Source organism: Ruminococcus sp. (assembly GCF_045129435.1).
Classification (GTDB): Bacteria; Bacillota; Clostridia; order Oscillospirales; family Acutalibacteraceae; genus Ruminococcoides.
Genome location: NZ_JBGVJL010000036.1, coordinates 1 through 7,558, shown reverse-complemented (window position 1 = coordinate 7,558; position 7,558 = coordinate 1). Strand labels below are relative to the sequence as shown.

General features: G+C 36.8%; 11 protein-coding genes. 5 read left to right on the top strand and 6 right to left on the bottom strand.

Annotated elements, in window-relative coordinates; translation table 11 throughout:
* The first annotated feature begins 405 nt into the window (after window positions 1-405).
* Both ACJMMI_RS01910 and ACJMMI_RS01905 read left to right on the top strand, forming a co-directional pair.
* Complete coding sequence (locus ACJMMI_RS01910; protein ID WP_405352989.1) at window positions 406-672, top strand: autorepressor SdpR family transcription factor; 267 nt, start codon at window positions 406-408, stop codon at window positions 670-672.
* A 1-nt stretch (window position 673) separates the two neighbouring features.
* Entirely contained in the window at window positions 674-1,354 is a 681-nt protein-coding gene (locus tag ACJMMI_RS01905; protein WP_405352987.1) for an SdpI family protein, read from the top strand.
* A gap of 72 nt (window positions 1,355-1,426) precedes the next feature.
* Here ACJMMI_RS01905 and ACJMMI_RS01900 read toward each other — a convergent pair whose 3' ends face one another.
* The 5 genes from ACJMMI_RS01900 to ACJMMI_RS01880 all read right to left on the bottom strand — a co-directional run bounded on the left by ACJMMI_RS01900 (window position 1,427) and on the right by ACJMMI_RS01880 (window position 4,387).
* A complete protein-coding gene (locus ACJMMI_RS01900) occupies window positions 1,427-2,110 on the bottom strand; it encodes a sigma-70 family RNA polymerase sigma factor (protein WP_405352985.1) in 684 nt (227 codons plus the stop codon).
* Between the two features lie 5 nt (window positions 2,111-2,115).
* Entirely contained in the window at window positions 2,116-2,568 is a 453-nt protein-coding gene (gene spoIIAB / locus ACJMMI_RS01895; RefSeq protein ID WP_405352983.1) for an anti-sigma F factor, read from the bottom strand.
* Window positions 2,565-2,867: an anti-sigma factor antagonist gene (locus ACJMMI_RS01890; protein ID WP_405352981.1), complete on the bottom strand. Its 303-nt coding sequence runs from the start codon at window positions 2,865-2,867 to the stop codon at window positions 2,565-2,567. Before ACJMMI_RS01890 ends, spoIIAB begins: the two co-directional genes overlap by 4 nt.
* Window positions 2,868-2,992: 125 nt before the next feature.
* Window positions 2,993-3,655 (bottom strand): hypothetical protein, encoded by a 663-nt coding sequence (locus tag ACJMMI_RS01885; protein ID WP_405352979.1) that lies wholly within the window; start codon window positions 3,653-3,655, stop codon window positions 2,993-2,995.
* A gap of 18 nt (window positions 3,656-3,673) precedes the next feature.
* Window positions 3,674-4,387 carry an HAD family hydrolase gene (locus ACJMMI_RS01880; protein WP_405352978.1) on the bottom strand — a complete coding sequence of 238 codons (714 nt, stop codon included), beginning with the start codon at window positions 4,385-4,387 and terminating at the stop codon, window positions 3,674-3,676.
* Window positions 4,388-4,492: 105 nt separating this feature from the next.
* Here ACJMMI_RS01880 and ACJMMI_RS01875 point away from each other — a divergent pair, with 105 nt between their 5' ends.
* The 3 genes from ACJMMI_RS01875 (at window position 4,493) to ACJMMI_RS01865 (ending at window position 6,861) form a co-directional block, all read left to right on the top strand.
* Window positions 4,493-5,440 (top strand): D-2-hydroxyacid dehydrogenase, encoded by a 948-nt coding sequence (locus ACJMMI_RS01875; RefSeq protein WP_405352976.1) that lies wholly within the window; start codon window positions 4,493-4,495, stop codon window positions 5,438-5,440.
* A 7-nt stretch (window positions 5,441-5,447) separates the two neighbouring features.
* Window positions 5,448-6,056: an HD domain-containing protein gene (locus tag ACJMMI_RS01870; protein WP_405352974.1), complete on the top strand. Its 609-nt coding sequence runs from the start codon at window positions 5,448-5,450 to the stop codon at window positions 6,054-6,056.
* Window positions 6,057-6,147: 91 nt separating this feature from the next.
* Window positions 6,148-6,861, top strand: coding sequence for a YoaK family protein (locus tag ACJMMI_RS01865; protein ID WP_405352972.1), 714 nt, complete (start codon window positions 6,148-6,150; stop codon window positions 6,859-6,861).
* 58 nt (window positions 6,862-6,919) lie between these two features.
* Here ACJMMI_RS01865 and ACJMMI_RS01860 read toward each other — a convergent pair.
* On the bottom strand, window positions 6,920-7,558 hold a 639-nt coding region (locus ACJMMI_RS01860; protein ID WP_405352970.1), incomplete at its 5' end, for a dockerin type I repeat-containing protein.

Sequence of the window (7,558 nt, the reverse complement as noted above, 5' to 3'; positions counted from 1 at the left end):
AAAACAGTGCCAAATATAATTAACATACGAACACCCTTTATTTGGTAGTCATAGCTTTTTTAATTCTTTAAAGGCATCATTTTCGCCGGTTCGTCTGTTTTTTTCGGCAAACTACTAATAAAATAAAAAAAGAAAAAATAAAAACATAAATTATATATCTTTAAATCATATATCATAGTATTAATATAAAAAATTATTTTTTTATTTTTATTTTTCAAAATGTTTTTAGTAGAAAAAACTGGCGAACTGGCGATAATACATAAACCATAATTTACCAATGTTCCCCCAACATTTAAAACAGAACCATTATAAATATCTATTGACAAAATACTAATTAAAAAATATAATTATATTAGTTAATTAGTTAATTATCTAATTAACTAATATCGCAAAGGGGTGACTTTTATGGGAGATGTATGGAAAGCTTTGGCTGACCCTACAAGACGAAAAATACTTAAACTTTTAAAAAAGAATAGTTTAAATGCCGGAGAAATTGCCGCAGAATTTAATATGACAAAACCATCAATAAGTAATCATCTTAACATTTTAAAGCAAGCTGATCTTGTAGATTCAGAAAAAATAGGTCAAAATGTAATTTATTCGCTAAAAACAAGTGTATTGGAAGATATGTTAAAAATGTTGTCCGATTTAACAGGCAGAGAGGATAAATAATATGAAAAAATATATTTTATTAGTTGTATCATTAATTAACATTGTTGTAACAGCTATTTTTATTGCTATTAATCCAAATGAAGAATTACCTTCACATTATAATGTTAATGGGATTGCAGATGCCTATTCATCAAAATGGTTGCTTTTATTTATCCCGAGTATTCTTGTATTGTTTTCAGTTATATATGCAATTTATGCAAAGGTTAAAGAAAATGATGAAAACTATAATTCGTACAAAAAATATGCCATAAGATGTATAGTATCGATTTTTGCTTTTTTATTTTTATTTTTTTGGATGCTAATTGCATTGATATTGCAAAATAAAGTAAATATAGATAATCTGTTTTTACCGTTAAGCTGTATTTTTATGGGTTGTATGTTTGTTTATTTATTCAATTTAATGCCTAAAATAAAGCAAAATTCTTTGCTGGGTATAAGAACAAACGCAACATTAAGCAGTAAATCTGCATGGAAAAAAGTACACCGCTTTGCAGCATATCTTGGAGTGATTTGTGGTATTATCGTAATAATATTAGGTATAATTTCATTATTTATAACAAATGTTAGCAGTGTGCTGTTCTTTATATCGATTATTATAGTATTGATAAGTGCGATAGTTCCTGCAATATACGGAGAAATAATATATTCAAAGGAAAGAAAATTAAATAATTACATTGAATAAACTTTATAAAATCCCGACAAGGCAGAATTCGCCTTATCGGGATTTTTACAATTTACAAGACAGGTTACAGAGTTACACGCTCATTTTTTCTCGTATTATGGCAAGAATTTTATGTTCTCTGCGGCTGACCTGCACCTGCGTCATTGCAAGCCGGTCAGCGGTTTGTGATTGGGTTTTATTCTGAAAATAGCGTAGATGTATAATCTGTCTGTCACGCTCATCAAGTTCGGCGATTGCTTCGTTAAGGCTCAGCCTTTCGGTAATTTCCTCTTGTGAGTCGCTTACAGGTATGTCTATTCGGGAGTTTACGTCATCGTCATAGTCTGCATTTAGGGAGAGTGGGGAACGGCTTGCAGAAAGTGCCTCGCAAATTTTATCTTCACTTACATTTAATGCGTGAGAAAGCTCACTTACGCTCATTTCTCTGCCGAATTTTTGCCCGTGCTCGGTGTTAAGTCTGCAAATTTTCATTGAAAGCTCTTTAAGGGTGCGACTAACCCGTACAGAACCGCCGTCACGAAATATGTGCTTTATTTCTCCCAATATAACCGGTACGGCATAGGTAGAGAATTTTAGCCCTCGGCTTTCGTCAAAACGCTCAACAGCCTTTGCAAGACCAAGACAGCCTGCCGAAAACAGTTCCTCGTACTCTACACCCTTGCCTGCAAAATGCTTGCAGCAGGAGTGAACAAGTCCCATATGCTTTTGTGCCAATGAATTTTTATCCCCAATAAAATCATCACGACCTTCCGACATTCTGCCTAACGACCCCGTGCAAGAAATCTGCCCGATGAAATCACCTTTTCAAGAGTAACTGTAGTGCCTTTGCCGACTGTGGATTTTACCTTTACTTTGTCGCAAAAGCTTTGCATTACCGCAAAGCCAAGACCGGCTCTGTCTTCTTCGGGTGCAGTTGTGAAGAGCGGCTCCATTGCCTTTTCAATATCTGCAATGCCACAGCCTTTATCACGAATTTTTATGACAACCTTGTTGTTCTCATATATTTTTCCGTTTATGTAAACTGTTCCGCTTTCTCTGCGGTAGCCATGTACAATGCAGTTTGTAACAGCCTCGGACACAGCAGTTTTTATGTCTGAAAGCTCGGCAACGGTTGGATCAAGACCGATGATAAAGGCGGAAACCGCACTTCTTGCAAAAGCCTCGTTACTGCTCTTTGACGGAAAGCTAAGGCTCATTTCGTTTATTAAATTCATCTCAGCACCCCCAATCCTTCAAGCCCGGAAAGAGCAAAGAGCCTGTACATATTTTCGGGTATATTAACCACCCTCACAGTACCGCCGATTAATTTCATTTGACGGTATCTTCCAAGTACCAGACCTATTCCGGAGCTATCCATAAACGATACTCCCGAAAAGTCAAGGCTTAAAAGCTTTGGCTTGAGTGATTCGCAGATTCCGTCAAGCTTTGTGCGTATTCTTGCGGCTGAGTCGTGGTCAAGCTCGCCCTCAATGAACGCTGTCAGCACATTGTTTTCAAATTTTGTTTTGAGCATTTTAAACATCCTTTTTACTGAAAATTCAGCTCGCTATTTTGCCATTTGCAGGCAAATAAAAACTCCATAACTATATAATAATAGCTATGGAGTGAAAAATTTGTACTATTGTGTTGCCAAAAAAATTATTTCTTTGCAAGTGTGCTTGCAATCAGTTCAAAAGCATTAATTGCGTGATTAACAAGCTTTTTATCCATTTTATCATTGTATGAAAGTGTAAGCATATGTGCAATATCAGATTCTTTATTTGCTTGTGAAACATAAAATCTGTAGGCAATTATATGAGAATTAGGGTCGTCATACTCAAATCTGTCTTCAATAATCTGATGACCGATTACCTTTTTATGTACAAAATTTTTAAATTCTTTTATATCTTTATTAAAGCAGCAATATTCTTCAAAGTATATCATCGGCACTTTATAAATAGCATCATCGTAATCATCTAACTGTTCTTCTTCATCTTCTGCATATATTACAGCGAAACATGATGGAATTTCAGATGCACATGTATCGTATTCCAAAAGCCCGTCAGCAAGCTCATATGTATATATTAATAAACCGTCATCGACAGCTACATTTTCGTCAAAATCAATGAAAGTATCGTCTTCGTGATAGCTTCCTGTAAGTGCTGGTCGCATAATTGTGTAGCTCTGTGGCTTAGCAGGTGTGGCAGGCTGATTATTAATCTGACTGCCAATGGTGTTCATTGCCTGGTCAGCAGCTTTGCCGACTACCTCATTTACGGTTTTGTTGACAGCTGATTTAAAAAGTGAATCTAAAAATCCCATATTATTATCTCCGTAAAATTATTTGTTGATTGTGAGCAAATAGTTGTAAAAATCTTCAAAAGTACCGTTTTTAAAAGCTGAATAGTCTTTGCCACTGCGGTTTATAATGCAGTCTGTGATTAAATATGTATCAAAGCCAAGCTCAGCTGAGCATAAATCTTCGTCAACATCGTTGCCAACCATAAGGCTTTCTTCCGGTGCAATACCGCATTTTTCGCATAAATCCTTGAAGTATAAAAGGTTAGGCTTACAACTGCTTGAGTTGTCATAAACGGTAATGTATTCAAAATCGTCAGGATTTACTCCTGCCCATTCAAGCCTTTTATAGGTAGCGGGCTTTGGAAAAATCGGGTTGGTTGCGGCAAAAATTCTGTAGCCGTTTGTCTTTGCAAAATCAACGCATTTTTTAGCATAAGGATTGACAGAGGTTGCGGCTTTTGCGGCAACAAATTCATTGTTGTAGTAATCGTTGAACATATCCTCGTATTTCATAAGGTCAACTCCGCTTACCTTTGAAGCAAACTTCCAGAAAACATCTCTGTTTAAAGCGGAACCGTCATTTTTTGACATTGCACCGAGTCCGGCCATTATAGAATCGGTTAGTGCTTTAGGTTCAATTTTCAGCACAGGAATCATTTTTTCACAGAGTGAGCCAAAATAATATTTAACAAATTCGTGAACATCCATCGGCAAAAGTGTGCCGTCAACATCAAATAAAATATTTTTATACATCTTTATACCTCCACAACAATTATACATTTTTTGACAAATGATTGCAAGATAAAAAAATTTGTGTATAATAAAATTAGATTTTGTGGTGATACAGGAGGTTATAGTATGAAAATAGTTTTAACAGACGCACAAACTGTTGTGGATAATCTTGTGCCTGCCGACAGACTTTCAGAATTTGGCGAAGTGGTGCAGTACGGACTTCTCACATATGACGAGGTAGCTGAAAAAATTGCCGATGCGGATATGGTTATCTGCAACAAAACACGACTTGACGCCGGCTCATTAAGGCTTGCTAAAAATCTGAAATATATCGGACTTTTTGCCACAGGCTACAACAATATTGATATAGAATATTGCAGGAAAAACGGAATTACAGTCTGCAATGCAGGCTCATACTCCACAAATGCTGTTGCACAGCACACATTTGCTTTGATTTTGGAGCATTACAGCAAAGTGAGGGAGTACGCTCAGTTCGTGACTGACGGTCAATGGAAGCGTAGCAAGACCTTTTCGCCGTTTGTATATCCTCTTAACGAGCTTGCAGGCAAGACGATAGGCATTGTCGGCTTTGGCAGTATAGGAAGTGCCGTTGCAAAAATTGCACAGGCTTTTGAAATGAAAGTGCTTGCGTATAATCGTTCTGAAAAGCAGGCGGAAGGTGTTGAGTTTGTAAGCTTTGATGAATTGCTTGAGAAAAGCGACATTGTAACAGTACATTGCCCACTCAACAGTGATTCGGACAAGATGTTTGGCAAGGAGCAATTTGCGAAAATGAAAAACAACGCTCTGTTTGTAAATACCGCAAGAGGCGGTGTAATGGCAGAAAATGACCTTTACAATGCTTTGCAGAATGATGAAATCGGCGGTGCGGCAGTTGATACATTGGTTGTTGAGCCAATGGAAGAGGATTGTATTTTAATGCAGGCGAAAAACTGCATAATCACTCCGCATATTGCGTGGGCACCTGTGGAAACCAGAGAAAGACTGATGGGTATTGTTGCCGAAAATATTCGCTGTTTTATAAACGGCAAACCGCAAAATGTGGTAAGCTGAGGTAGCTATGGACGAAAGACTTAAAAAGCAATTTGACTTTATAAAGGAAATTGACAAGGAAAAATTAATACAAAGGCAAACCCTGCTTACTGACGGAAAACGCAAGGAAAACGATGCCGAACACGCATGGCATATGGCACTTATGACTGTGCTATTAAGCGAATATTCCAACGAAAAAATAGATGTGCTAAAAACTGTGACAATGCTTTTATTGCACGATATTGTAGAGATCGACGCAGGCGACACCTATTGCTATGACGAAGAGGGCAAGAAAACTCAGCATGAAAGGGAGCAGAGGGCAGCGGAGAGAATTTTCGGACTGTTGCCTGACGACCAATGCGAAAAGCTTAAAAATCTCTGGATTGAATTTGAAGAGGGTAAAACCCCCGAGGCAAAATTTGCCCACACAATGGATAATACTCAGCCGGTTATGCTAAATGACGCAACAGACGGCAAAATGTGGGCAGAGCGAAAAATAAAATTAAGCCAGGTGCTTGGCAGGCAAAAGAATACAAAAGACGGCTCAGAGGTTTTGTGGGAATATTCCTACAATAACTTTATAAAGCCGAATGTATCTAAAGGCAGATTGATTGACGATACACAAAAAGATAGCTGAAAACCCCGTTCTTATCAGCGTTTTTATAATTGAATTTTGTCGGTTTTTGTGATATAATTATGAACGAAAAATTTATAAAAGGGCGATATTCGTGGAGAAAAATGTTAAAAAAGAAGCGTGGCTGCACTTTTGCGTAAGTTCAATCGGCGGCTTTATGGGTGCGTATGCAATTATAAATCATTGCGATTTGCTCGCATCATCGCAGACCTCAAATATGATTCACATTGTGCATAATCTGTTTGAGCCGGAACATTCTCTGCTTGTTTATATGTTGCTTGCCGCTGTGGTGTATGCCTGTGGCAATGTGACCTATGTGTTGTTCCACAAGTTCATAAAGCTTGATACAAGGATAATCAGCCTTGGTTTGACTTCGGTTGCCTTTGTGCTTGTAAGTGTACTTAATTTTGTGGAAAATGCGTACCTTGCAATGTTGCCGCTGTTTTTTGCCGCTCCGATTCAATGGAACGCTTACGCAGGAGATGCAGGCTACGGCAGTTCAACAATCTTTTCTACAAACAATATCAGGCAAACGGTAACTTCGCTTACATCATATCTTATTGACGGCGACATAAAAATGAAGCATAAAGCTCAGTTTTTCGGAATGACCTTGCTGTTTTTCCACATCGGCGTTGCTCTTGCAAGCGTAACAGAAATTTTCTGGGCAAGAGAGAGCATTTGGTTAGGATTTTTGCCACTTGCTGTGTCATCTGTGTGCTGTATGTGGTATAAAGATGTAAAGGTGTTTTCTTTCGGCAAAAAAGCAGAAGCTTTAGAAACAATTACAGAGGAACAAGTTAATATTTGATTTATAAAAAATAAGCCTTGCAGATTTTGCTCTGCAAGGCTTTTGTTGTGTGGGTAAATTAGTTTGAATTTACAATGAATTGCTGAATGTCGGTTACATCAAGTACATCTATTATGCCGTCCTGATTGTAATCGGCAAGTAATTTCTGCTCATCGGAAAAATCTTTCGATTGAGAAATATACATTTGTAATTCCGTTACATCATTAACTGATATTTTTCCGTCTGAATTTAGATCGCCAATTAACTGATCTTTATACTCGATTTCAAAATCCATACTATCAGATACAACATTATTATCCGATATAATTCTAACAGAGTACTTTCCGCTATCAAGAAATATTATAAAACTATTTTCAGTCAAATTATTTTTAGATATGACTCCATTATTTGATTTATTTATTATTTCAAGATTATAAGACTTAGCATTTAACACTTCATCCCAATTAAAAACTACTGATTTATTATTCATAATTCTTGTATTAATTTTAGGTTTTACTGTAAACGAAACGACATTACTCATCCTTACATCATAATAATTACCAGTATCCACATACGCTTCAAAATTACCTGCTGGAAGCTGAATGTCGGTTTCCGTTTTATTTGCAGGAATATTCCAAAGATTCAAATAGCTGTCATTTTCCCAGTGCTTTTCATTCCAAATCCTCAAATTATAATAATTCTCTCCGTAAACATTATT

Coding starts and splice junctions, on each gene's coding strand:
- ACJMMI_RS01870 (WP_405352974.1), top strand. CDS start 5,448: ATGGACGAAAGACTTAAAAAGCAATTTGACTTTATAAAGGAAATTGAC.
- spoIIAB (WP_405352983.1), bottom strand. CDS start 2,568: ATGAATTTAATAAACGAAATGAGCCTTAGCTTTCCGTCAAAGAGCAGT.
- ACJMMI_RS01910 (WP_405352989.1), top strand. CDS start 406: ATGGGAGATGTATGGAAAGCTTTGGCTGACCCTACAAGACGAAAAATA.
- ACJMMI_RS01875 (WP_405352976.1), top strand. CDS start 4,493: ATGAAAATAGTTTTAACAGACGCACAAACTGTTGTGGATAATCTTGTG.
- ACJMMI_RS01885 (WP_405352979.1), bottom strand. CDS start 3,655: ATGGGATTTTTAGATTCACTTTTTAAATCAGCTGTCAACAAAACCGTA.
- ACJMMI_RS01900 (WP_405352985.1), bottom strand. CDS start 2,110: ATGTCGGAAGGTCGTGATGATTTTATTGGGGATAAAAATTCATTGGCA.
- ACJMMI_RS01905 (WP_405352987.1), top strand. CDS start 674: ATGAAAAAATATATTTTATTAGTTGTATCATTAATTAACATTGTTGTA.
- ACJMMI_RS01890 (WP_405352981.1), bottom strand. CDS start 2,867: ATGCTCAAAACAAAATTTGAAAACAATGTGCTGACAGCGTTCATTGAG.
- ACJMMI_RS01880 (WP_405352978.1), bottom strand. CDS start 4,387: ATGTATAAAAATATTTTATTTGATGTTGACGGCACACTTTTGCCGATG.